The organism is Providencia sp. PROV040, from assembly GCF_032706145.1.
Lineage (GTDB): Bacteria > Pseudomonadota > Gammaproteobacteria > Enterobacterales > Enterobacteriaceae > Providencia > Providencia hangzhouensis.
The window spans coordinates 3,096,643-3,120,168 of the sequence record NZ_CP120530.1 but is presented as its reverse complement, the minus strand read 5'-3'; the positions used below and the strand labels follow the sequence as shown (position 1 = coordinate 3,120,168).

At 37.9% G+C, this 23,526-nt stretch carries 20 protein-coding genes; 5 read left to right on the top strand and 15 right to left on the bottom strand.

Annotated features, from left to right (window positions below):
- Nucleotides 1–25: 25 nt before the first annotated feature.
- From tssM to tssB, 14 genes are read right to left on the bottom strand one after another with little or no spacing between them, the layout of a single operon-like run.
- Entirely contained in the window at nt 26–3,574 is a 3,549-nt protein-coding gene (tssM, locus tag P3L40_RS14415) for a type VI secretion system membrane subunit TssM (RefSeq protein ID WP_247605801.1), read from the bottom strand.
- Nucleotides 3,574–5,022, bottom strand: coding sequence for a type VI secretion system protein TssA (gene tssA, locus P3L40_RS14410; protein WP_210852610.1), 1,449 nt, complete (start codon nt 5,020–5,022; stop codon nt 3,574–3,576). Before tssA ends, tssM begins: the two co-directional genes overlap by 1 nt.
- A 5-nt stretch (nt 5,023–5,027) precedes the next feature.
- Nucleotides 5,028–5,678 (bottom strand): type VI secretion system-associated protein VasI, encoded by a 651-nt coding sequence (gene vasI / locus P3L40_RS14405; RefSeq protein ID WP_210852611.1) that lies wholly within the window; start codon nt 5,676–5,678, stop codon nt 5,028–5,030.
- Nucleotide 5,679: 1 nt separating this feature from the next.
- Nucleotides 5,680–6,468, bottom strand: a complete 789-nt coding sequence (locus tag P3L40_RS14400; protein WP_004256008.1) for a helix-turn-helix domain-containing protein — start codon at nt 6,466–6,468, stop codon at nt 5,680–5,682.
- Entirely contained in the window at nt 6,465–9,086 is a 2,622-nt protein-coding gene (gene tssH / locus P3L40_RS14395) for a type VI secretion system ATPase TssH (RefSeq protein WP_210852612.1), read from the bottom strand. The genes P3L40_RS14400 and tssH overlap by 4 nt, the downstream gene beginning before the upstream one ends.
- Nucleotides 9,087–9,094: 8 nt before the next feature.
- Nucleotides 9,095–9,850, bottom strand: coding sequence for a type IVB secretion system protein IcmH/DotU (gene icmH, locus P3L40_RS14390; protein WP_004256004.1), 756 nt, complete (start codon nt 9,848–9,850; stop codon nt 9,095–9,097).
- Nucleotides 9,843–11,201, bottom strand: a complete 1,359-nt coding sequence (gene tssK / locus P3L40_RS14385; RefSeq protein WP_004908045.1) for a type VI secretion system baseplate subunit TssK — start codon at nt 11,199–11,201, stop codon at nt 9,843–9,845. Before tssK ends, icmH begins: the two co-directional genes overlap by 8 nt.
- A gap of 1 nt (nt 11,202) precedes the next feature.
- Nucleotides 11,203–11,754 carry a type VI secretion system lipoprotein TssJ gene (gene tssJ, locus P3L40_RS14380; protein ID WP_004908047.1) on the bottom strand — a complete coding sequence of 184 codons (552 nt, stop codon included), beginning with the start codon at nt 11,752–11,754 and terminating at the stop codon, nt 11,203–11,205.
- Between the two features lies 1 nt (nt 11,755).
- Nucleotides 11,756–13,021, bottom strand: coding sequence for a type VI secretion system-associated FHA domain protein TagH (gene tagH / locus P3L40_RS14375; RefSeq protein ID WP_004908049.1), 1,266 nt, complete (start codon nt 13,019–13,021; stop codon nt 11,756–11,758).
- Between the two features lie 5 nt (nt 13,022–13,026).
- Nucleotides 13,027–14,064 carry a type VI secretion system baseplate subunit TssG gene (gene tssG, locus P3L40_RS14370; RefSeq protein WP_036957881.1) on the bottom strand — a complete coding sequence of 346 codons (1,038 nt, stop codon included), beginning with the start codon at nt 14,062–14,064 and terminating at the stop codon, nt 13,027–13,029.
- A complete protein-coding gene (tssF, locus tag P3L40_RS14365; RefSeq protein WP_004255992.1) occupies nt 14,028–15,803 on the bottom strand; it encodes a type VI secretion system baseplate subunit TssF in 1,776 nt (591 codons plus the stop codon). The genes tssG and tssF overlap by 37 nt, the downstream gene beginning before the upstream one ends.
- Before the next feature lie 7 nt (nt 15,804–15,810).
- On the bottom strand, nt 15,811–16,242 hold the full coding sequence (gene tssE, locus P3L40_RS14360) for a type VI secretion system baseplate subunit TssE (RefSeq protein WP_004255990.1): 432 nt from the start codon (nt 16,240–16,242) through the stop codon (nt 15,811–15,813).
- A 5-nt stretch (nt 16,243–16,247) separates the two neighbouring features.
- Nucleotides 16,248–17,726 carry a type VI secretion system contractile sheath large subunit gene (gene tssC, locus P3L40_RS14355; RefSeq protein ID WP_210852613.1) on the bottom strand — a complete coding sequence of 493 codons (1,479 nt, stop codon included), beginning with the start codon at nt 17,724–17,726 and terminating at the stop codon, nt 16,248–16,250.
- 20 nt (nt 17,727–17,746) lie between these two features.
- On the bottom strand, nt 17,747–18,247 hold the full coding sequence (gene tssB / locus P3L40_RS14350) for a type VI secretion system contractile sheath small subunit (protein ID WP_004908059.1): 501 nt from the start codon (nt 18,245–18,247) through the stop codon (nt 17,747–17,749).
- 1,044 nt (nt 18,248–19,291) lie between these two features.
- Between tssB and P3L40_RS14345 the strand changes: the two genes are divergently transcribed.
- From P3L40_RS14345 to P3L40_RS14325, 5 genes are all read left to right on the top strand, one after another.
- Nucleotides 19,292–19,975, top strand: coding sequence for a hypothetical protein (locus tag P3L40_RS14345; protein WP_187367839.1), 684 nt, complete (start codon nt 19,292–19,294; stop codon nt 19,973–19,975).
- Nucleotides 19,976–20,179: 204 nt separating this feature from the next.
- Nucleotides 20,180–20,458: a GNAT family N-acetyltransferase gene (locus P3L40_RS14340; protein WP_409373453.1), complete on the top strand. Its 279-nt coding sequence runs from the start codon at nt 20,180–20,182 to the stop codon at nt 20,456–20,458.
- Nucleotides 20,459–20,485: 27 nt separating this feature from the next.
- Complete coding sequence (locus tag P3L40_RS14335) at nt 20,486–21,379, top strand: pirin family protein (RefSeq protein WP_096864199.1); 894 nt, start codon at nt 20,486–20,488, stop codon at nt 21,377–21,379.
- Between the two features lie 191 nt (nt 21,380–21,570).
- Nucleotides 21,571–22,329: a YnfC family lipoprotein gene (locus P3L40_RS14330; protein ID WP_110591491.1), complete on the top strand. Its 759-nt coding sequence runs from the start codon at nt 21,571–21,573 to the stop codon at nt 22,327–22,329.
- A gap of 16 nt (nt 22,330–22,345) precedes the next feature.
- On the top strand, nt 22,346–22,774 hold the full coding sequence (locus P3L40_RS14325; protein WP_004255976.1) for a molybdopterin-binding protein: 429 nt from the start codon (nt 22,346–22,348) through the stop codon (nt 22,772–22,774).
- Between the two features lie 50 nt (nt 22,775–22,824).
- On the opposite strand, the gene P3L40_RS14320 is transcribed toward P3L40_RS14325, so the two are convergent.
- A complete protein-coding gene (locus P3L40_RS14320) occupies nt 22,825–23,493 on the bottom strand; it encodes a Crp/Fnr family transcriptional regulator (protein WP_181489573.1) in 669 nt (222 codons plus the stop codon).
- Between the last annotated feature and the right edge of the window lie 33 nt (nt 23,494–23,526).

Genomic DNA, 23,526 nt, shown 5'->3' with positions numbered 1-23,526 from the left:
CCCACATAAAGTGGAGGCAATCACATTAGTAAAGGGTTTCAGGTAAACGGAGCTTTGTGAATAATCCTCCGAAGAAAGGATTATTAGACTCATCAACGAGTACTCGATAAGTCATATCTCCGCTATCAATCGTGAAACGAATATCGAATGAATTGGATTTGATATTCATTAACTTCGCACTGTCGACTAAGCGCATTTGTGCCCACGGTCCTGAGAAACTAATTGAACGAGGCGATTTATCGCCGGAAAGCGGAACTAGAGTCAGTTTACTTTCAATATTTGAACGCATCGAGTTTGGCCAAACGAGATGCGTGACATGGCTGCGGCTATGGGCATAATCAATAAGCTGACCGTCAAGATTTAAGATACTACGGCGTTTATTGCCACTTAATGAAAGGGGTTCAACTGCAAATTGTGCTTCTAAATTACCTTGTGCATTAAAGAAGGTTTCTCTTATGCGATTTGCAGTTTCAATTTGCGCTAAAACATCAGAGCGGATCAGTGATTGACTATCCCTATTATCGACTAAGTTATTTTCAACAAATAAACGTAAGTTCTGTTGATAGAAGCTATCGAGTGTGCCATTAGGTTTAAAGAAGCGTTCGAACTCACTTAATGGAACATCTTGTTTTGAGTTTGGATTAAACGGATAGCGACCAGCAATATAGGTATTATATTGTTTTACAACATTTTCATTCCATTCAACTTCCATATGTCGAATAGCTTCTTTCTGGACAACATTCCAGGCTTGTTCTGCAAGTTCATCTACCCAACGATTGAGCGGTTCAGGCAATGTTTTAGCCATTTGTGATAGTTCAAATATGGCATCTTTATTATTATCATTGAGTCGCATGGAAACTGCTTTAAGTGCCGCTTTGCCCGGTACTGGAGAGTTTTGTATTCCCAACAAATATCGATGCAAATCATTCAATTTTTGATTGAGATTCTGTAAGTTTTCTCCTTGATTACTGACCAGTATTTCTGTTTGGGGTGTGAATTCTCTATCTAAACGAGTTAATAAACGGTAAGAAGGTTCTGCCATCAAGGCTTTTTGTTTCTCAATAGGTAAGTTTTCATCAATGGATGGAATGACCGTATTATCACGCAAAACTTGTAAGGCACGACGTAAAGGCTGTTCTCCGCTGATGATTTGTTCAAGAGCGATGATTTCATCTTGGATTGAGTCAAATTCACGAATTTCTAAATTACTCATTCCGTTACGCCATTGAGCGATATAATCACTGATATATTGCTCACTGATTTGACGTTGAATTTCTTTACGGTCATTCTCACTATATTGGGTATTTGATGTGAGATTGAGCACCCAAGCATCAAGCAACGTGAGTTCAACTAATTTGTCATTTTGGCGAATAAAATAGTTTAATAATCCTGAACGTGTTAAAAACTGTGGGATTTCTAATTTATCCTCATCAATAGCGGTAAAAACAGTATTAAAACTTGGGCCTATCTGATATTGCAAATTTAAAGGCGCTGAAAGTTCTTGGTTGGCTTTTAGCCGTAATGCCTGGTACACACGTTGATAAAGCGATAACACACTGAGTTCTTTCTGGGCATTTTTAATGGGGGTCGCAAAAGGCGTGAAGGCCTTAATCGCAGTCATCAGACCGTTGTCTCGTTCCGCTTTCCAATCCGTGTGTTCAAGCGCATAACGTAAGTGTGCTTTTAATAGCATTTGTTTTTCACGTTGCCCAGTGAAGAGATGGCTCCAATAATTCGCCATAAAGTCTTCAACCATGCCATTATTGCGCCCTGTTTTATCTTCTAACATGCGCATAATGCGTAAAATTTCGAGTTTATCTTCACTGCCCTTATCTGCATTATTAAGTTCAATTAAAAGCCCTGACATAATTGCGGGTAAGAAACGTTCGGTCAGTAATTGCAGATAAACTTGCTCAACTTGTGGGCCGACTTTTTGGCCTTGATACAGCCCCATATCAGAAAACAGCGCATTTTTATCGCGGTGGTTCCCATAGGCAAGTGTCGCTTCACGCAATGGGTTGAGGACGGGAAGTTGTAAGCTACCATCAGTATCTTTTTGGACGTTATTATCTATCGTTCTAAAGGCTTTAACCTCATTAAGCACACTCTCACCGGCGCGGTAGTTTTTATCATAATAGTGATTCCAACCACTCCAAAGCGCAATTAAACCGGCAAAACTGGCCAGTGTTGTGACTAAGAGACGAGAACGGTGTTTTTTGACCCAATATTGATTTTCAGCTGCTAAATTGGGCTCACTGAAAAGGACTTGGTCAAATAAATTATGTGTAAAGTAAGGGTGGCTATCATTGATTGGCCAAGTTGTTAGTGGGGCTGTCGGTAAATGGTATTGCACGGATGCCGTTTGGCTAAAGACATCGTCTATTTGGCCAATCTGTAATGCAGAGGTGAGATAAACACCCCTTAAACAAATGTTATGTTGTTCGTTATTAATCAACAGTGCATTAATTAATGTTATAACGTGGCTCTGTAACCCTTCTATTTGACGTACAAAGCTGAATAAATCACTACGTTGATTACCTTCTGCTCGTTGTAGCATCATTTCAGGTAGTGCGCTATTCATTTGGTTAACCCACTGTAACCAGAAGTGCGTTAAACCCGTCTTCCAATCTTTTTGAGATTTAAGGTCGAAAGAAACACCCAGTACTTGGTTACGTTGTTGCGCATCCAATGACTGGTACATTGAATCGAAACCACGTAGTAAATCGAGCTTCGTTAATACGATATATAATGGTAGTTGACTATTAAAAGTCATTCTAATTTCTTCAATACGCATTTGCAGGTCAGCAATCAATTGGCTGTTTTGCTCTTTCGTATTGGTGAGTAGGGATAAGGTATCTACCGTTAAAATAATCCCGTTCATGGGTTGTCTTGAGCGATTAGTCTTTATCCAATTAAGTAACTCTTCCCACAACCGATGATAGAGTTGAGGTTTCTCATTATGTTCATTTGGTTGAGTCAATAGCTTGCCGTTAGGAACAAAAAGAACGGCACTATCCGTCAACAAGCACTCAATATTTAAAGGCAGCTTTTGTTCATTAACGATATTGTCACTTGGCGCTATATCCAATGGATTCAGCGTATTTTTCAATAAGCTATGTTTTCCGCTTTGGTTTGCACCTAAAACAAAATACCAAGGGCGCAAATAAACAGCCTTAGAATGGCCATTTAAGTGACGAGTAAATTGAGATTTCCAATAGTCTAAATAACGATTTTGGAAGTCAATATCCTGCCTAACGGGGTCAACAACGGTTAACTCAACATCGAGTTTTAACGCTTCAAGTTTTTTTACTCGACGCCATGTAACTAAACCTATCCAACTGACGACAAGCAAAATAATAATTAGCGTAGCAAGCCAGCGTGAGGTGAGTGTACTAAATGGCATTGAGTCTTGATAAGTGAATGTCGGCCCCCACCACCAAATCCACACAATGACGAGCGCAGGGAGTAACGCTAATAAAAATAGGAAAAAGGAGGCAATTTTTGGCCTATCAGCAAAAAACAGTTTTTTTACCGAATTGGTTATGTTTGAAATGGAGAAAAACGGTAATTTCATTATTGTAGATCCCTATCCATAGTCATTGTTGTTTCTGGTATTTTGTCTGTTTTTTGAACGAGTTGTCTTACGAGGCTGGGTTCCCAATCCTCGAGTGAAAAGTGTAAAGTAGCGGTATAAAGTTGCTGATATAAGTGGGCCGCCATATAGCCCATTCCTGAGAGCTCGAATAGTTGCGCTGACAATAATTGCCCATAAAATTTATCTCTAGGCTCTATTGCAGTTACAAGGCTTGATTCAATGAGCTTCAATGCGGCTTCAAGCCCTTGTTGTTCATAGCACAGTAAAACGTCTTGCTGTAATAATGTGGTATTTGAATGAGATAATTGGCCACTCTCTGTTTGGCGACAATCTTCTAACCATTCTTTCACGCTGTCGGGGACGAAAGGGCTCATATCAGAAAAATGCAAATTGACGAGGTTTGGAAGGCGAGCTAAAAAAAGACGTAACTCTTCTGCGATACCATTCGCGACTTCTGAATAACCCAGTTTAGCTGCTGCTTGTGCTGCGAGCATGTGGCCTTCTAGCCAATAAGGCGATAGTGATAAGCTTTGCTCTACATTATTTAATAGGGAGTTTGATGGTTGAGAAAGTTGGGCTTTGTAATCCATTATGCGATCCATCGAAACCGGCGCTAAGGGGGTTTTACCTTGACGATCGGCTTGGGGCAACATTGTAATGGAATGCCAGATAGCATAACGTCGTAAGCGATAACCAACTGAACTTTCAGGCATTTGTAAACAAATAACTTCTGAAACTTGGAGTAGCGTTTGCTTCCATTGTCTTTCGTCATGCTGATTTATATTGATTGCTGGCATGACAAAGCTATTTGCTGGTGGTTGTACAGTTTCAGTAATAGGCATTGCGGCTTCTTTTGGTGCTGAAGCTAACACTATGGGCTGTTCGCTTTCTTCAATTCGCTGATAACCTCGGCTCAATGCATCAATTTGTTCAGAAAGTTCGGGGCTCTGTTCATGCCAAAATTGAGCTAAATAGGCAAAAGATCCCAGGATATCATCACGCATTTTGCTATTAGCAGAACGGCAAAAAATATCGTTTACTGACTCGAAGCGTTTTATAATTTGGTTCGCTAAGCGTAGCTTGAGCTTAATATTCGTTGGATAGCAGACATGCCAATATTGGCGCGTAAAATCAGAAAGGATCTGCGCTGCTAAAACTAATTCTTTAGGTTCACCTGCATGCTGTAAGGTACGTAATAAGTGAACGATTAAGCGGAAATCCTTTGTCTGTGTTTCAAGCAACCGCAAACACCGACGTTGAATTTCTTTAACATCTAATTGGCTGTGACTGAGAGAGCCGAATTTTATCATTTCACTATCGATATACTCCCAGTCGGGGTCACTATCGTTCACAGCACTACACACCAGCTGTTCATCAAGATGGGCAAGTAACTGTTCTTTCCAAGAATAAGGGGTATTGTTTGTCATTATTTTTACCAGTGGCAAGCGGCTCTTAATGGTTTAATTTCTTGGGACATCCCTGAAATATTGAACGTTAGTTTTTCGTTATTAGTTAATTTTAAAGTCAATTTTTCGCCATTTAATAAACGCTTGATTTCATCTATGCCAGGTAAACCACGGCTTGATTCCAATACATAGCCATTTTCGCGTAAAAACCATTCTGCAGTGAATTGCGTTCTATCAGTCGAGACCATGACACTGCCTGCATCTTGTTTATTGGGTAAAATAATCTGCATACGGGTAATGTTGTCGATGCAGCTCAACATGAGAACAGGGCGCGGAGGTTGAAAACCAATGGCAGGGATAGTCATAATGACGGGGTAATCACCATTTTCAGGTACTGAGACTAAGAAACCCGCACTATTTTCGACACGTTTCATTTCGTGTTCATAAGCTTGGCGCCAAGTTTTCCCCATTTGAGCAATATTAGGTGAAGTATTTGCTGCAGGCGTCGAGGACAGCGCTATTTTGTCATAGCAATCTAAGCGAATAAGCTGAGAAGATTCTAGACGACACTGGGTGAGTTCTTCAGCGATCTTCCGGCTAATATTGCTTTCAGCTTTTCCAGACAAAGCGAAGAAAACTAGCATCAAAGAGCAAAAAAAGAGTTTCAGTATTTTCATTTTATACTCCGTACTTCTTCAATTTATATATCAGCGCACGCTTAGATATGTTGAGATGTTCTGCCATTGCGTTGATATCTCCCTTTAGCTCACGCCGCTTGTTTAATAAAATTTCTTTTTCATAGCTCTCTACAGCAGCCTCTAAATCATTAATATCTTTTGGGTTATTTGTTATTGGTTCCATACTTGTGATTGATGCCGTTAATATGTTTAAGGCCTCATTGAGGCTTACTTCCTTTTCTTTCTGCAACTGATTGAGATATTGCAAGTGCGAAATTTTTTGTTGCGTATTTGCCAATTCAAGAATGCGTTTTAATTGCTGATGAAAGAGCTCGCAATAAATAGGGAAAATGCCTTGCTCGAAATTTTCTAACTCTTTGGCCTGCCCTAAAAGAATAATGGCACCGCATGGTTTATGGTTCAGATCATGCAGTGGTAAGCTATACAGCCCAGTATTAACAGGAAGCTGCGAAATAAAATCACGTAATGACGCGTTATTAATGTAGCTACCTTGCTGTAAATTCTTCCAAAATGTGGGTTCACCCTTTAATACAAGTTGAATTAAAGGGTGATCGGCATCAGTAATATCAGTGTCTAAAAAATGGCTTTGAACTTGGAGTGAGTGGTCAATGTTCCAGCTTTCTAATCTATTTTCGGTTTTATTGACCAATGAAATAATTAGCCCGCTGAATACGCTACGCGAAAAACTATATGTCAAAAATTGAACGGCTAGCGCTTCTACGTCACGGCACTCAAGAAGAGCAAGTGCATTTTTTAGTCTTGCTTTCATTTTTCTTTGTTAACCTCCGCAATAAATTCATCATTTTCCGTTGTTAAACGAATATGGGAGATGGTTTCATTACGGGCACTGAATTGAAGGAGCAACAAAGAAAGAGGCGGTAATAAGGCACCGTCAATAATTGATTCTAAGATACGAGCACCATTTTCAGCGCGAGAAGCTCGACGTAAAATTTCATTAGGGACGCTATCTTCTAACTGGATTTTTGCATTAAAACGTTGTTTCAATAAGATCATAAGACGCGTCAGCTTACTATCAACAATTTGCCGTAAAATATCAGCCGAAAGAGGTAAATAAGGAACAATTTCCATGCGGGCCAGTAGGGCGGGTTTAAAAAATGTGGTGAGCTCAGGATAAAGTGCATCTTGCAGCTCATCAGGCTTGTCCGCATACGCGGTAATCACATGGTCACCTAAATTAGACGTTAGGAAGAATGCGATATTTTTACAATCAATGACTCGTCCTTCACCATCGGCTATCTCGCCTTTATCAAATGCTTGATAGAACAAATTTAGAACGTCTGGATGGGCTTTTTCGACTTCATCAAGTAGTACAACAGAATAAGGCTTCTGACGAATAGCTTCTGTTAATATCCCCCCCTCACCATAGCCGACATAACCTGGTGGCGAACCGATGAGACGAGATACCGTATGCTTTTCTTGAAACTCAGACATATTAATAGTCGTTAGGTATTGAGTTCCACCAAACATTAATTGTGCAATTTGGATCACGGTTTCTGTTTTACCGACACCACTTGGCCCTGCCAATAAAAATGCACCAAGAGGGCGACCTGGGCGGCGTAAATCAGCGCGTGCCGTTAACAAATGTTTATGTAAGCACTGTATTGCTAATGATTGCCCTTTAATGCTTTCTTCTAAATAGCTGGGAAGGTCTGTAACAATAGATAAAGCATCTTGCGATAATCGGTTTAATGGTACGCCTGTCCATTCTGCGATAACGGCTGCAATTTGTTTTTTATCGACGTGTGGCGAAACAAGCAAATGTGTTTCATGTAGTTGAGCAAGTTGCTGGTCTAATGTTTGCAATTCCTGTTTCAGCTCATCAACTTGGCAAGTTTCTTCAGATTGGGGCTCAGTATTCTCATCGTCTAATAACGTTGAGCGCAAAGTAATAATTTGCGAAACAAGCGCTTGTTGTTGTTCCCATGCTTGTTGTATATCGGAAGCTTTTTGCTCAATCTCATTTGCTTTTGATGCTAATTCCTCAAGGCGTTCTGAGTGATTATCCAAGCCAAGATGATGTTCTCTTTTTAATATCGCTGTCTCCATCTCTATTTGCTGGAGATCTGTTTTTAATGAAGAGAGCATTTTTGGCGGCGAAGATAAATTGATCGCTGCCCTTGCACATGCAGTGTCTAATACGTCAATGGCTTTATCAGGTAATTGACGTCCTGAAATATAACGTTCACTGAGTTCAGCACTGGCTCGAAGTGCTTCATCATCGATAAAAACATTATGTGCTTTTTCATAAATACCGCGTAAACCACGCATAATGATAATTGCGTCCGCAGATGTGGGTTCTTTAACTTGAACTAATTGAAAACGGCGGGCTAGTGCAGCATCTTTTTCGAAGTATTTTTTATACTCGCTCCAGGTGGTTGCGGCGATTGTTCTCAATTCACCGCGCGCTAATGCAGGTTTCAATAAATTGGAAACATCTAGGCCACCCTGTTGATTACCTGCACCAATCAATGTGTGCGCTTCATCAATGAATAGAATTATGGGGTGAGGAGATTGAGAAACTTCTTGCATGATGCCTTTAAAGCGTTTCTCAAATTCACCTTTAACCGCTGCACCAGCTTGCAATGCACCTAAATCTAAGGTTAGAAGTTCACATCCTCTTAATTTTTCAGGGATTTCACCGGCGATAATACGCAATGCGAGGCCTTCAATAAGCGCGCTTTTCCCAACGCCTGGTTCCCCAACGACGACAGGGTTATTTTTCCGACGGCGGCAAAGGATATCAATCATAAGGTCGATTTCATGATCGCGACATAAAACAGGGTCGAGCTCATTATTTCGAGCTTGTTCGGTCATGTTTTGCGTAAATTTTGCTAACAATGAGTCCGACGCGATTTTGCCGTTATTTTGAGGTGCTTGTTCGTCAAAAGGCGATTCAGCAGACCCTTCTGTCCACTTATCAAAACTGAGTTTTAATCGCTCTCGATTAACTTGTGAAAGCATGTCTGCAACCGGTTTTGGGAGGTAACGCAACGGCATTTGTAATAATGTGAGAAAGAGAACACCTGAGCGAAGTTCACTGTGGTTGAATTCTGTCGATGCAAGTAACCAGCTGTCTTTCATCCACTCTACCAATAAAGGAGAGAAGCTCGGATAGCTCTGTGTAATGGCTTGATGAGGTGGAATTTGAATATCTAATAATTCTGACAGCTTATTAATATCCAAAGTGCTCTTCTGGCTGATTAGGCGAATGTCAGTTAATGGCGTTTCAATGAGTTTCTGAAGAAACTGAGCAATCGTAATTTCAGGTTGTTGATGGCTTACACAGTAGGCTGCTGCGCTTTCTAACGCATGCTTAGCAATCGGGTGTAATCGGTTAACAAGTGTTGAGAGATCAATTTGGATCATAATGCGTCCTAGCCGAGTAAAGTATTAAGTTGTTCCACAATTCTGAGTGTTTGGTAATTCAGTTGGGATGAGTAAATCTGATAAATAATAAATGCTAATATTGCCGCACCAATGATGATGTAACGTACGCCTAACCGCTTACCTAAACGGTAGCGGCTCTGCTTGTTATCCCCTTTTTCAAACAGGATAATCGGTTTTGCATCGCCTTTAAGTTGTTGTATTTGTTTTTGTAAGCGTCTAAGCAAATGGTTAAATTCATCATTTTGCCCCGCAGATACTTTGTAACGACCTCGGTATCCAAGACAGAGACAAAGGTAGATAAACTCAATGAGGTCGAGGTAACGTTTGGGCTCACCTAATAATCTTTCAATTAAGATAAAGACCTTTTCGCCACCCCATGACTCATTATGAAAGTGGACAAGTAATGACTGTTTTACCCAGCCATTTTCTTGATCCCAGCCCAATCCAAGAGCTGTTTCATCAATAAAAGTGCACAAGACATAACGAAACGAAACAATGGCCCCAGGCTCGTAACCTTGTATTTGCAGTTGCTGTTCAATAGACGTGATGTCCATGACCACTTGCTGGTAAAGTTTCTCTGAAAGTGGCGTTTCAGACATCGCTTTCATTCGTAAAACCATACCTAAAAGTGGCGTTGCAGCATCGATCATTGGGTTAATGTTGTTACCCCTAAGTGGGATTTGGTAATTCTTCTGTGAAATACCGCTATCAACATCGTGATTAAGCAAAATATTATCAGTCATAGAGTGCTCCATCTCTTATTGCCCATAACTGAATATCTAAATCAGGGAAATTGCCAGAAACGTGGAAGGCGATATTGCCATCCTGCTGGATCCCCTTCCATTCATTACCTTGTTGATCAAAATGGAAGTAGTTATACCCAGAATGATAAGGTAATTGCCGTGGAGCAGTTGAAAGAGGGGATAAAGGGACTCCCGGTATTTGAACACTGACCAAGCTACGAATATTATTTACCGTGGTCACTTTAGTTTGCTGTGGGAACTGCCGGCGTAGTTGTTCCTGTGGCATCTGTGACTTAACTGCAATAATAAATTCCGCTTTTTGGAGTAGTTGTTTGTCATGAATAGTCGCCACTCGAATACCGTGTTCTTGGATTTGTAACGGAATAGGAATTGCACGCGGCGTCAAGACAACACTTAATGCTTCACGGATACTTTTTATTAATGGGAGAAAACTATCTGTTAAATCAAAGTGCTTATATTTTGCAATGGTATCGGGTAAGCGAGACGAATTCGTGAATGTTTGTAGCTCGCCACAAAGTTCCAATAAATCGCGAAAAAGCTTTTCAGGGTGAATGACTGGCTCTTGCGCATAATGTGAATAAAGTGGATAGGTGCGGTTGAGTACTTGTAGCATCATAAATTCAGCGACATCCGCAACACCTTGCTGGCCAGGGGCACCAATTCGGGAGGCTATTTGTTTACCTCGTTCATACAAAGTGCCTTCAATCTCAGTAAGAAATTCATTGAGTAATAGCGATGCCCGAATATTCAGGAGGCTTGGAATATAATCGTTATCAAGCGTTAAGCTTCCGTTGGCATTACGTTCTCTAATACGGCATATGGGCAATGCCACGTAAGCGTCTAAGCCACTTTTACCTTGCTTGAGGATAGGGTTTAATCGTGCAACGTGGATAGTACTTAAATCACCATTTTCAGTATGTAAATCACGAACATTTTCTGTACTTTCACTATAACGTGAAAGTAAACGGCTCCCATTATGCTCATTTGAGATTTCACCAACGTTCCCATTAGCTAAAGGAAAGGCAAGGTAGATGACATTACTATCACTATCAGTAATGTTTTTTATATCAATTGGTTGTGGTGATAAATCTTGGTTTGGAATAGAGAAAATTGTGCCGTCTGGCATAACGCCAGAAGCTTCTTGAATACCAATACGACCTAACGAATATAAATCGTTACTTAACGATAACGTACTGAATCCCCAAAAATGAGAGATAAAGCTCTTTAAAATACTTTCAGTAACGTAATCTTGATGACGTTGCTGTTGCTGAAAATGTTGAGGTTTGATAAATAGCCCTTCACGCCAAATTACTCTATTTTTAGTCGACATATTAATCATCCTCTTCTTGTCTAAATTCGATTTCGTTTTCTCTAATGTGAGCTAAAATAAAGTAGTGTCGTCCTTTTCCTCGGGCTTTAACTATTTTTTTCCATTCCGCATTATCAGGGTCTGAATAATAGGCAATAATGCCGATATAACGATTAGATGCCTGTAGTGTCATCGTCGGGAAGGGCTTATATTGGCCCGGCAAGATAGTGTAATCTTGGTGGTCTATATAATTTTTCTTCAGAACTTTCTCTAAGTCCCCATCTTTAGCTTCTATCTGGTCATGATCTAAAGAGCCAAATAAAGAATCTTCATTAAGATAAACAATTTGGATATTTATCGGTGCAGCTTCATCTTCCTGATTAGGATTAATATAGGGTTCAGCGAGGATGGTTAAATCAACAGTGGATGGCTGATCTTTTGGATAGCCAACGGGAATCGACGGGTCCAATAGAATTTGCCCCACTTTTGACGCTGTCTGTAACGTTTTACTGCACCCACTCAAAATGAAAAATGAGGCAAATAACAGTAACACTGAGAAAGTTCTAAGCTGCATTTTAAGCTTCCTCTAGGCCTTTTCTTAATGCTCGGTCATAAGCATGGGAATAAACTTCATAGAATAATTTTTCAAAACCCTGCTGCCGCGATGAAGAAAGCTCTTTGTAATAGTTACTGTACATTTCCCATGCCCAGCCATCAGTCATTGGCGTGTTATCTGAAGCACGTCGGTATTGGGAAAAACGGTTTAATAAATGTTCTGGAGAAAAAGCCGCAAGCATTGTTGCTAAAGCTGTCGATATCGCTTCTTGATTTGCATGGTAATGTAACTGCATATTGTGCAGACTTTCAGTGACGGCGGAAGGTGCTGAAAGGTGAACAGGGCTACGTTCATCTGTAAACATCAATTTCATCGTATCTTCATAACTACTGTTTAGACGTAGCGGGTTATCTTCAATAGGGCGAAGTTGCTTATCCTGTAAACTCTCCTGCTGTTGCTGCAAAGCGAGTAAACCTTCAACAGCAGCTTTCATTGTTTTACCGAGTTCTATGAGAAAGTCATTAGCTTGTTGAGAGCTCGCTAAATTAAGATGGATACCTAAACCATTCATGAGAGGGTTAATTGCAACATGATCAATATCGGTCATGTGTTCATCTTCGAAAGGTGTAATTTTGGGTAAATCAATAAATTCTTGTACCATGGTATTCTCTTGATTATCTGATATCGCAAGGGCAGGTGAATAAGAGAGTGGGTCACTCAATAAAGAAGGTTCTGAGACGACGGATTGACTCTTAGAAATTAAACTGAGATTTTCATTTTCTAGCGCTTGTAAGGGATCTGTAGTGAGAGCACCTTGAACAGTTGGAACAAATGGGGACTCTTTGTTTTCATTATTTACCGTATCAATATCAAATAATGAATCTAAAGGATTATGATCTTTTGCAACAATAGATTGCGGTGTCGCTGCCATCATATTTTGTACAGGCTGCCCAGTTAAACTAATATTGGTTGTAATAACCAGTTTGCCCACTCTAATTTGATCTCCTTGGGCAAGCTTCACCGCATCAAGATGTAACGGTATAATCGCGTGATTAATGTAAACAGAGCCTGAGTTTACTTTTAAACAAAAATGCTGATCTTTCCAGAAAACAGTAAACTGGCTGGCAGAGATAGCACCATCACCGTCTTGAATTTTCCAGTCACATTGATTGCCACTACCAATTAGGCCGCCATGTTGGGTCAATGTTGCACTCGGTAGGTAACCACTTTCTAGTTGTTCACTATTCGTTATGCTAAATGAAATTGTTGGCTGATGTTTATCCATGTCTTTTATTCCAATACCGTAATGGTGACACTTGGCTTTTTAGCCGGTTTCCCTAAAAAGCTTTGCCAACCTAATTGGTTATGATTTTTTTTACCTAAACAGAAACCTTCAGCTTGATCTTCGGCAATACTAAGACGTAAATCCCAAGCTAATTGCTCATGAAAAATGTAAGAAACGAAGGCGACGAGAGGAGCGAAATCACTACCGTTAGGTAAAAAACGCATATAACGCTCTATAGTTAACTCACTAATTTCTATAGTGCATTTTCCGTTGCAATCATGTATGTGAGATCCAAGACTAAAATTTTCACCTAATAACATTCGAGGGCGAGATTTTTGTCCGGGTTGATGAGAAATAATACCTAACTTATTTTGTTGTGATTCTGGGATAGGAACACGGCGCGTTTCCCAACCAATAACCGATACATTTTCTAAGTCAAAACAATGGGATATTAGACTGCTAATGACATCTGCTGAACGGCTCGGACTCGCTAAAAGCCCTGCATAAGCGAGCATTTTGCTGTGATTGATTTTAATCCGTCCGCGATTAACTCCATTTCCTAAACCAACAAGAGAAAACATATATTGGGAGAAGGAATCTTGGCCTTCATTCTCAAAACAGATGTAGTAGCGATATTTTCGCCAGATACGATAGAGCAATGAGAGCAATCGATGATTAAAGATATTTAAAAAATCAGAAATCCCTGGGATTTGCTGTGCATCTTCCCAAGCAAATTCATCAAGGTAATAACCAGGAAGTGGTGACTGGCTTCCTTGTAGCCCGAGAAAAGCAACTTCTAGCTCATATTGATGAGTGGCATTTTTTTCAAAAGACACGACATCTCTCGTTGGGAACGCAACATTAGAGTGTGATTTAAAGCGAATAATATCGCTACTATCACGAGTGATATCCATGTTTTGATGAATCATTTTATTTAATAATTCAACAAGTTGATAAAAATTATACTCTGTAACCGATGGGCCAGCTTGTTCCAGCCAGCGATCGATTATTTCAGTATGTGCTGGTTGATTTGTGCTGGCCACTGATAAATTTCCTTATTATCAAGGTTAAGAACCTCTAACTCATGGAACATATTAATGCTGGTATACAAGGTAAAAAATTGAGCAATAACAGTGCAAAACAAGAACAAGCTTCCCTCAGAAAGAAAAGCGTTCTGACGTACTACCAAGGTTGTTTTTAAACCACGAACTGGCAGCCCTTTGTAGATACGTTCGATATGCTCTGAATGTAAATCAACTAATGCATCTAAACGCTTTTGGGATTGCCTTGCGGTCTGCTTGTCATAAACTGAAGGTAAATCATAAAGTTGTAATATTTTTTTTAATGAATCTAGGTTCAGTAAAGATTGATAATTTAGGGATAAATTAGTTAGTTCTGACCAATACAACGTTTTATCGAGCAGTGGGTATAAGGGAACTGTTGGTTTGAATAAATTTTTAGCTGATAAAGGCCCATAAGGCATAAATGAACGGTCTAAATCAATTGAGCGTGTAGATAACTGGGATGCGATATAGCGATTAGTACAATTGAGCGAAATCGAAACCGTTTCTTCGCATTGTTGTAATTGGTGTTCGTGTTGACGAACAAAAGAAAGCCGATGGGCGTAACCATAGGTACGCTCTTTTTGAGTTATTTTTAAACGATAATATCCATCATTTTGCTCGTGATGGTTTTGATGATAAAAACTTTCAAATGCGGTATAGGTGACCGGGTAAGCTTTAGCTTCAGATGGATAGCGTAATCCATAAACTTCATTAACGGAAAAAATATCAAAACAGTGGGCGTATTGGTAATTAGGGCTTAATACATATTCCTCATCTTTTCCTGTGAGATTGATTGCTTCACTGTCAGCACGGAATAAATTCACTATGGGAGTGCAATTCAGTTTAATACTATCGTTATGAAGAATAACCCCATCGGGGATTTCTTTATCAAAATTAATAACAAGTTTGAATTGCTTGGTTTGGATAGCTAAGGGAATGTCATCCATTCCTTGAATATCCAAAAATAGAAAGGCTTCAGGAAAACAGAAAAACTCTTGTAAGATGCGGTAGCCATCATAACTATTTTTTGGGTAAGGGAGTAATGCATCCTGTTTTTGAAAACCGACAGGTTTCACTGCAAACTGGTTAAGTGGCAATACATGCTCATCTGTGACTAGTGAGGCATTCTGTATATGCTGACTTAATAAAAAATAAAGCTGATTTGTTGTAAATGGAGAACCATTTAAATAAAAACATAATTTATTTAAACCAATGTTTGCGAGAGGTTGTATTCCATCCAATTCAAATGTTATTTCAATGGCGGTTGTTCTTTGTAAAGTTTGCGTAATTTTCGCTGGTATTAACCAGAGATCACGACTTTGGCTAAATCGACATTGAAATAAAGTTTCTTGGTTGGTATTTTCATTTTGTACATAAATAGGTGTTGCATTAAAGAGTTGGCCTGCTGAAATTTTTATCGCGTGGTGGCATTCAGAATAATTAGGCTGGTATTCAACAATTGTCATACTAGGCACAGGACGTGCGTAATTTGGCCATAGCATATTTGCTAAGCTATTGGTTAATTCAGGGAATTGCCTATCGATTTGCTGCCGTAAATTACCCGATAAATATGATAATCCGTCGATAATACGGGCACTATCAGGATCTTGAATTTTATTGGATAACAGATTAACAAGCTGCGGTTTTTCTTGCGCAACTTGTTCTGCCAAATCCTTTAAGTATTCTGATTCATTCGTAAAATAGTTTTTTGATGACATAAGAGTGCTACTTTAACTGATATCTACGATTACTATCCAAATACATATTAAACTCAATGAGTTGCTGTTGATTATCTAAGTCAATACAAGCATTAATACTGAATTGTAAAGATAAACTATCTGCATCATTTTCAATGAATTGCACATCAACACTTGTGATCCTAGGTTCATAAGTGAGGATGCAACTTGCAATGCTATTCTCTAATTCGGCTTTAAAATCAACCGCAGATTGAGTCGCATCATTTAAATCAGGTATCCCTAGACATGGTGAGCCTTGGCAACCATTCGGCCGACTATTCAGGACATAATTTAAATTTTGTTTAATTGATTCAATGAGTGTATTTGTGCGTGAACGAGAGGAAAAACTCGCATTTTTCCTCTTAATTCGATCGAATAAGCTGGCTCCGCTGTTAGGGGACCAGCCATGATTGAATGACATCACTGTTACTCTTTATCAAGGCGACCAACAAGTGATAATTCAAAGTTTGCGCCCATATATTTGAAGTGTGGACGAACTTGAATTGCGACTTGATACCAACCTGGATCACCTTCAACATCAAGCACTTTAATTTCAGCTGAACGAAGAGGGCGTTTACTACGAACATCTGCTGGCGGGTTTTCTTGGTCCGCAACATATTGTTTAAGCCAGATATTCAGTTCACGCTCAAGGTCTTGGCGCTCTTTCCAAGAGCCAATTTGCTCACGTTGTAGCACTTTAATGTAATGAGCTAATCGGTTGATAATAAACATGTATGGCAGCTGGGTTCCTAACTTATAGTTAGTTTCTGCCATTTTACCCTCTGGGGTATTTGGGAAGGTTTTGGCTTTTTGAACTGAGTTTGCAGAGAAGAATGCCGCGTTATCACTACCTTTACGCATTGTTAGGGTAATAAAGCCTTCTTCTGCCAGTTCAAATTCTCTACGATCAGTAACTAAAACTTCGGTTGGTATTTTAGTTTGTAATTCACCCATCGCTTCGAAAATGTGTACAGGGAGGTCATTGACGGTACCGCCACTTTGTGGGCCAATAATATTTGGGCACCAACGGTATTGTGCAAAACTATCATTGATACAGCTTGCGAGTAAGAATGCGGTATTACCCCATAAGTAGTGCTCATGGTCTTGTTTAACATTTTCGGAATAGTTAAACATTTTCACTGGGTTTTCTGTTGGGGAGTATGGTAAGCGTAATAAGAAACGTGGTGCTGTTAATCCTAAGTAACGCGAATCCTCTGCTTCTCTCAGAGAGCGCCACTTCGTATGTGCAGGGCCTTCGAAGACAGATTTAAGATCTTTAATCGCAGGTAATTCAGCATAACTATTAATGCCGAAGAAATTAGGGGAAACAGATGATAAGAATGGCGCATGTGCCATCGCTCCGACAGTGCTGACATATTGCATTAACTTCATATCAGGCGCTGTGTTGTTAAATGTATAGTTCCCAACAATTGCTGCAACTGGCTCGCCGCCAAATTGTCCATAACCTGAAGAATAAACGTGCTGATAAAAACCAGACTGAACAATTTCAGGAGAAAATTCAAAATCTTCTAATAACTCTTCTTTTGTTGCATGAAGAATATTGATTTTGATATTTTCTCTAAAATCAGTACGGTCAACGAGTAATTTCAGGGAGCGCCATGATGCTTCAATTTCTTGAAATTTAGGCGCGTGAATAATTTCATCAACTTGGGCGCTTAGTTTGTTATCAAGCTCAACCAGCATTTTATCAATTAATAATCTATTGATTTGTTGGTCTTCTGATTCATTTGCGAAAAGATTACTAATGAAAGCTGCAACGCCTTGTTTTGCAATATCATACGCTTCAGTCTCAGGTGACATACGTGACTGAGCCATGATTTCATCTAAAAGAGAACCGTTAGATGCTGGGGCTTGTTGGCCTAGAGCTTCTGTATTTAGTGACATGAAATAATCCTCTATAAACATTATTTTTGATTAGCGGCAATATCGAGTTCTTTTAGAAGTTGTTCGCGTGTTTCTTTATTTTCAAGTAATTCTTGAAGACGCTTTCTAAAAGCAGGGACATTGCCTAGAGGACCTTTTAATGCAACTAAAGCTTCTCGTAATTCAAGAAGTTTGTTTAACTCAGGAACTTGGCGAGCAATATTATCTGGTGAAAAATCTTGTAGAGATTTTACATCTAGATTGACATTAAGCTCAGAATCACTGGTGTTTTCAAGTGTATTACGGACGTTGATATTTAAATTAATACCTGCACTTTCCATAACTGAATTGAAATTGTTTTGATTAATTGAAATTGCTTTTCGTTCTTCTATTGGGGTATCTTCAGTTTTACCTGTCATATCACCCACAATCAGCATATTTAAAGGAAGTTCAACTTCAGCCTGAGCTCCACCTGTATTAGGTGTATATTTGATATTAATTCTTTCTTTAGGGGCAACACTACCGAGATTTTTCTTACTCATTTAAGTGAATCTCCTTGTATGAGTATACGATAACTTCATTCCATAAATTCAAATGCCTAAATTAAAAATTAATAATAAATTTAGAGCATACAGTTCCCTACACAGAACAGATTCTATGTTAAGAATTTTTTTCCCAGAAAGGTGTTTAAACTATCAAATTTTTATGTTGTATTTTTTAGTTTGTTAATAATATACAAATTTAACTTAGGATCAACATGTAAATTGTTATTTGAATATAATTTCGTGATATTTAGTTTGAAATGTATTCTATTTTCATGAGGTATTTTAGTTGAAAATTTTACTCATAATCTCATAATGCGTATTCATAGTTTATATGGCGATTTTTTATCAGAATAATGATAAGTATAAGTATTTTTGCACGCTAGATAAATCTTGTTTAAGAAAATTAAGTATGAAAAGTCTGTGATGTAAATCAATTTTTTACAGCATGTAACATATTCATATATTTTTCTTACATAATTTAATTTGATTATCTATTTAATTTTATTAAAGAGAAATGAGATTTATTTTTTTACAAAATTAGTATGAAATTTATAGGGGGATCATCTTATGTTTTTATATGAAAAGTTTGAAAATGAACGGAAGTATTAATGTTGACATGATGAAGTCATAATTACCTCTTGATTGAGTAAGAAATGAAATTGTAAATCACATAAATTAGGATGATTGGGAAACTCTATGAGGTAAAAGACAAATTTCAACAAGTTATAAAAATAAATATTTTATTATTTGTAACAAACCCTATTCAGCCAATGGAAGAGCCTGGACTATAAATTCAATAACTCTTTTTTTTTTAACACCTTAAGGTAAATTTATTATCACAAATGATTATCATAATCATTTGTGGGCAATGTATCAGTTCTATTATTGTAGTTGTCGGCTTCATTAAAATGGAAAAATTTCAAAGTGAATGATAAGCCGAAGGTTTCCTATCTATTAGCTGGCAGGAACATAATTAGTAACTTGTTGAAATTGTTTTATAAAGATAATATTTAATATCTTAATGCCATGGATTTTATCAAGATGAATAAATTATTAGTTCCAGTTTTTTGTATTGTTTCTTTATCTGGATGTGCAGTGACTGAGTATAACTATGTTCCTGAATCACAGAAAATTAGTGAACCCCGAATAGGTCAGGTGAACCATATTACAGTAGGGCAACCCTTAGTAAGAGAAGGCAACATTAGCGAAATAGACGGAATTAAAATATTAAACCCTGTGCAGATAGATTTGGCTTACAAAATTATTCCAGGTGTATTCAAAAAAGTGGGGTCAAGTGATAAAGGCGATTTTTATATGCCAGACCAAATAGTTGACTCTGGTTCGGTCGTTGTTGAGGTTTTAGGGCAGCCTTGGAATTCACTTTTAATTAAAAAAGACTCTACTCCTAATGAGATTTGTATCGTAACAGATGTTAATGTTGCTGTTTGTAGTGATAAAGCACAAATCGAACAAGTAAAACTAAATAATACTGATGGTAACTCATTTGAAGAAGCCTTAATTTTCAATGGGATAAATGGCCATGTTGTTGATGTTAGTTATCAGAAAATAGGTTCGAATATTGAGAATCAAGGGTTTGGCGATACTATTCAGTATAACCTCAAGAATAGCGATATTATTTCTTATCGAAATGTAAAATTAAAAGTTATCGATAGTTCAGAAAACTCATTAACCTATACAGTGATAAGTAATTTTTCTGAAAATTAATGTGCTGAACATTAATTAACCAATTGAAAAACAGCGTTAAACTAAATTTAATCTCTAGTTAAGCGCTGTCGCAACATTTTTTCTCCTTTTATCCACATTCTAACTTCAAAATATTTGGATCACATCGACAATTGTAGAATATTGTCTTTTTAGCATACGTTACATACTCTAAGTTAAATTGATTTAATTTAGAGGGCGTTATTTATGATGAATATCCAATCTGATCACCATAGCTTTTTTATTTTATCTGATGACAAGCAAACTCGCATTGCTGAGATAACCTTTGTTTATACTGGCGATGAGCTGGTGATTATTGACCATACAGTGGTTGATGAAAGCTTAAAAGGACAAGGCATTGCAAAGTTACTAGTTGCTAAGGTTGTTGAGCGAATGAGAGAGGAGGGTCGAAAAATTATTCCGTTATGCCCTTTTGCAAAAGCAATATTCGATAGAACACCTGAATACAATGATATCCGCCAATAATATTTGCTAATTACTGATGAGGTCAGCATGAGTATTCAAAATAATGATAAAATACTTAATTTACAGTTAATTACAGCACGCTCAAAAGATGTTGGTGGGCTTCCTGTTGCACGAGTTTTACCGACAAGAGAACGTAGACTAATAGGTGCTTGGTGCTTTCTTGACCATGCTGGACCTACGGTTTTTAAAGGAGATTCAGAGGGAATGAAGGTATCACCTCACCCTCATACCGCTTTACAAACATTCACTTGGATGATTGAAGGTGAAGTATTACATCGAGATAGTCTTGGTTATGAACAGGTTATTCGGCCAGGACAGGTCAATTTAATGACGGCAGGTTATGGGATCAGCCATTCCGAAGATACCTACGGAGAAAGTCGCCAATTACATGCTGTACAACTGTGGATCGCTTTACCGGAAGCAGTTAAAGATATTTCTCCACGTTTTGACCATTATCCTACGCTACCTCGATGGTCTGAAGGAGAAATGCATTTCAACTTATTAGTTGGGGAATATGGTACTTATAAAGCACCAACACTGACATTTTCCCCTTTGGTCGGGCTCGATATTATTGCTAAGAAAACCGCTCGACAAGTTTTAACGTTATGCTCTGAATTTGAATACGGTATTTTTGTTGTAAGTGGAAGTGCCGTTATTGAAGGGCAGCAAGTGAATAGTAATGAATTAATTTATTTAGGCAAAAGTATCACTGAAATTTCTGTAGAGCTAGCTTCAGATAGTCATATTTTATTGCTCGGTGGTGAGCCTTTAAATGAATCTGTACTAATGTGGTGGAATTTTATTGGTCGAACTAAAGCTGATATTCATGCTGCTGTTGAGGAATGGAACCAAGGAAACCCACGTTTTGGCCGTGTTTTTAATGATGAACGCAACCCTACACTGGCTCCAATTATGCCATAATCAATTTAAGTAACTTCTTTGTTATTTATTTTAAGCAAACCGAGAATGGCCTTAAATTTAATTTAAGGCTCGTTTTTAGTACTAAGTTTATGAGTTCATAACCTGACTTTTATCGAAAAACTGATAATATGTATACAAAAGGCTATTTTTAAGTCAAAACAAGCCGTAGCCGTTAGAGGTAGACGATAAAAATGAGTAAAAAATACCTATTGGGAATCATTTATTTAAGTTTATTCCCTGTTTCTTTTGCATCATTAGCGTTTCAAGAACAGCAATATAACCCAGTGGTGTTTAATCTGGCTCAGCTTTATGATTTCAATCCTGTTAGAGGTGCTGTTAAGCAAATAAAATCAGTTGTTTATAATGAGGATAAATCAATTAATTATGAATCAATGTTAAAAATTGGTCATGATGGTTGTGTGGAAAGTTTTTCTTTTGATCAAAAGAAAGATGAGTATTTAAATGGTGCTCATAACTATCTTTTTGTAAAGCGAGTTAAAAATAAATTGATTGGTCGAGATGTTAGTGGGCCTGTCGAAATGGTGATAGGTGATAACTGTCAAATAATGTCTAAAAAAGATTCGAATGGTGAATTAATCTACCAATATAACCAAGATGGCATTATTGCTGGCTCACTGCTTGCTGACACGAAAAAACAATATAGCAAAAATGATTATAATGAATTTAAACTTCCAACAACGATAAAATATTTTAAAGATAATGCAATCATATCAGAGACTATAGTAACTTATGGGAAAGATATGAGTAAGCCGTTTGATCACATGATGGACATACGCGCGTTGGGGCAAACAATATTACTCGTCAATTCTAAGTGTGATTATAACGCTAAGAATATTGCCTATAAATGTGACTTTATTTTAAGTCTTAATTCGAATGGCAATGAGATTAAACTACTAAAAAACAGTACTACTGAAGTCGACTTTTATTAAGTATAGGAGATATTCAATGGCTATTTCTGCAAGAAACCAATTGTCAGGTGTTGTTGATTCAATTGTAATGGGAGCGGTAAATGATGAAGTTATACTCGATTTAGGTCATGGTGAAAGCATTGCGGCAGTGATTACCAAAAATAGTACTAAACAACTCGGTTTAGAAAAAGGTAAACTGGCGACAGCAGTAATAAAAGCGCCTTGGGTTGTATTAGTATCTAACGCTGAAGAGTATAATTTCTCTGCTCGTAATCAATTTAATGGTGTAATTGAATCCATTGAAAAAGGAAGCGTTAATTCTGTGGTAAATTTAAAAACCACTGCAGGAACTTTGTTATCTGCGGTGGTGACAAATAATAGTACCGTAGAGTTGGGGTTAAATGTTAAAAGTAAAGTGACTGCGATTATCAAAGCTTCTAGTGTTATTTTGGCAACTAAGAAGTAGTGCAAAATATTGAAGGGCTGTCATGGCAGCCTTTTGTAATTCGTTTGTAATCATGACGCGCTTTCTAGGTCAATAATTTTAATGTGTTTACCTTTAAGTTCAATAAGTTTCCTTTCAATTAATTTCACTAGTGTACGGTTTAATTGCCTGACAGATACACCGAGCATAGCAGCTAATGAATCGCGATTTTCCAATTTAAATTCAGAACCATACTGGCTTTCGGCAAAAATTAAATAGCGCCTCAATTTATATTCAGCAGAGAATGAAGAGGAAGAGTGTAGCTGTGATGCATTAAAAAGCTTTTTGCTAAGATGTTGACAGATAAACTGTAAAAAAATAGGGGAGTTAAGCTCTTTTTTCTGAATAACCTGTAACGGAAATGCCAGTAAATAACACTCAGTAATTGCCTGTATTGTACTATAGATACGGTTTTTTTTGCTGTCATTATTCTGAAATAACTCTAAATCACCAATAACTGAAAAGGCATTTTCAAATGAAAAAATAACATGTTCACCGTTTATTTCATAACGTTCAACCTGTAGTTTTCCCGCAACAAGAAAGTAAATAAAATTAATTTTGTCATTTTGTGATATTAAGTATTCAGACGTATCTATTTTAAGCAGTTTTGCAGACTTTATTGTTTCCTCAGATAGAATTTTATCAAGCTGATAGAGAGTAAAATATTCTTCAATTTTTTCAGAAGAGGTAATTTTTTTCACTATTTATTCTCTCAGTATGGGTCTTTTCGGAGA

What these genes read in the sequence shown, in the direction of transcription:
- tssM (WP_247605801.1), bottom strand. Translation starts at nt 3,574, where the DNA reads ATGAAATTACCGTTTTTCTCCATTTCAAACATAACCAATTCGGTAAAA.
- tssA (WP_210852610.1), bottom strand. Translation starts at nt 5,022, where the DNA reads ATGACAAACAATACCCCTTATTCTTGGAAAGAACAGTTACTTGCCCAT.
- vasI (WP_210852611.1), bottom strand. Translation starts at nt 5,678, where the DNA reads ATGAAAATACTGAAACTCTTTTTTTGCTCTTTGATGCTAGTTTTCTTC.
- P3L40_RS14400 (WP_004256008.1), bottom strand. Translation starts at nt 6,468, where the DNA reads ATGAAAGCAAGACTAAAAAATGCACTTGCTCTTCTTGAGTGCCGTGAC.
- tssH (WP_210852612.1), bottom strand. Translation starts at nt 9,086, where the DNA reads ATGATCCAAATTGATCTCTCAACACTTGTTAACCGATTACACCCGATT.
- icmH (WP_004256004.1), bottom strand. Translation starts at nt 9,850, where the DNA reads ATGACTGATAATATTTTGCTTAATCACGATGTTGATAGCGGTATTTCA.
- tssK (WP_004908045.1), bottom strand. Translation starts at nt 11,201, where the DNA reads ATGTCGACTAAAAATAGAGTAATTTGGCGTGAAGGGCTATTTATCAAA.
- tssJ (WP_004908047.1), bottom strand. Translation starts at nt 11,754, where the DNA reads ATGCAGCTTAGAACTTTCTCAGTGTTACTGTTATTTGCCTCATTTTTC.
- tagH (WP_004908049.1), bottom strand. Translation starts at nt 13,021, where the DNA reads ATGGATAAACATCAGCCAACAATTTCATTTAGCATAACGAATAGTGAA.
- tssF (WP_004255992.1), bottom strand. Translation starts at nt 15,803, where the DNA reads ATGTCATCAAAAAACTATTTTACGAATGAATCAGAATACTTAAAGGAT.
- tssE (WP_004255990.1), bottom strand. Translation starts at nt 16,242, where the DNA reads ATGTCATTCAATCATGGCTGGTCCCCTAACAGCGGAGCCAGCTTATTC.
- tssC (WP_210852613.1), bottom strand. Translation starts at nt 17,726, where the DNA reads ATGTCACTAAATACAGAAGCTCTAGGCCAACAAGCCCCAGCATCTAAC.
- tssB (WP_004908059.1), bottom strand. Translation starts at nt 18,247, where the DNA reads ATGAGTAAGAAAAATCTCGGTAGTGTTGCCCCTAAAGAAAGAATTAAT.
- P3L40_RS14345 (WP_187367839.1), top strand. Translation starts at nt 19,292, where the DNA reads ATGAATAAATTATTAGTTCCAGTTTTTTGTATTGTTTCTTTATCTGGA.
- P3L40_RS14340 (WP_409373453.1), top strand. Translation starts at nt 20,180, where the DNA reads ATGATGAATATCCAATCTGATCACCATAGCTTTTTTATTTTATCTGAT.
- P3L40_RS14335 (WP_096864199.1), top strand. Translation starts at nt 20,486, where the DNA reads ATGAGTATTCAAAATAATGATAAAATACTTAATTTACAGTTAATTACA.
- P3L40_RS14330 (WP_110591491.1), top strand. Translation starts at nt 21,571, where the DNA reads ATGAGTAAAAAATACCTATTGGGAATCATTTATTTAAGTTTATTCCCT.
- P3L40_RS14325 (WP_004255976.1), top strand. Translation starts at nt 22,346, where the DNA reads ATGGCTATTTCTGCAAGAAACCAATTGTCAGGTGTTGTTGATTCAATT.